Source organism: Vibrio sp. 10N.222.55.C6, assembly GCF_041473395.1.
GTDB classification, from domain to species: Bacteria; Pseudomonadota; Gammaproteobacteria; order Enterobacterales; family Vibrionaceae; genus Vibrio; species Vibrio crassostreae_C.
Genome location: NZ_JBFRSD010000407.1, coordinates 1 through 435, shown reverse-complemented (window position 1 = coordinate 435; position 435 = coordinate 1). Strand labels below are relative to the sequence as shown.

Annotated in this window: 1 pseudogene; it reads left to right on the top strand. The window is 43.7% G+C overall.

The features are described 5' to 3' along the window. A pseudogene (locus AB4486_RS24345) lies at window positions 1-435 on the top strand (EAL domain-containing protein); the annotation flags it as partial.

Here is a 435-nt window from a genome sequence, read left to right as displayed (position 1 = left end):
GATGTTCAACACCTATCATCGAGAGCTGATTAAGGCTCTGATAGCCGTGTTCACCATCTCTTCCTTTTTCCTATTCGTTGTCTACTTTTCCCAAATCCTTTATACGACGAAGATTGCGAATGAATACAGTGAGAACACCAAACACATTGCCGCAGAAGTCATGGACTACGGTTGCGATAGCCACGGGGCTGTGCACTCGCTAAGGCACTCGCTCAACCTTGATTCTGTCATCATGACTACGTCTTATGGTTCATGTTATATCTCCAAAACACGCTCGAAAATGGTAGACCTTGATCAAGTTGATGACTTTTACGATAGTGCCGATTTCGCTTATTCACGTTTCGCAGACACTAAGCATGACATTGACCTTACAGTGCGTATTTCTACACGCTCTATCGAAGCTCGATACAAGAACTCACTATTGCCTCTATTAGT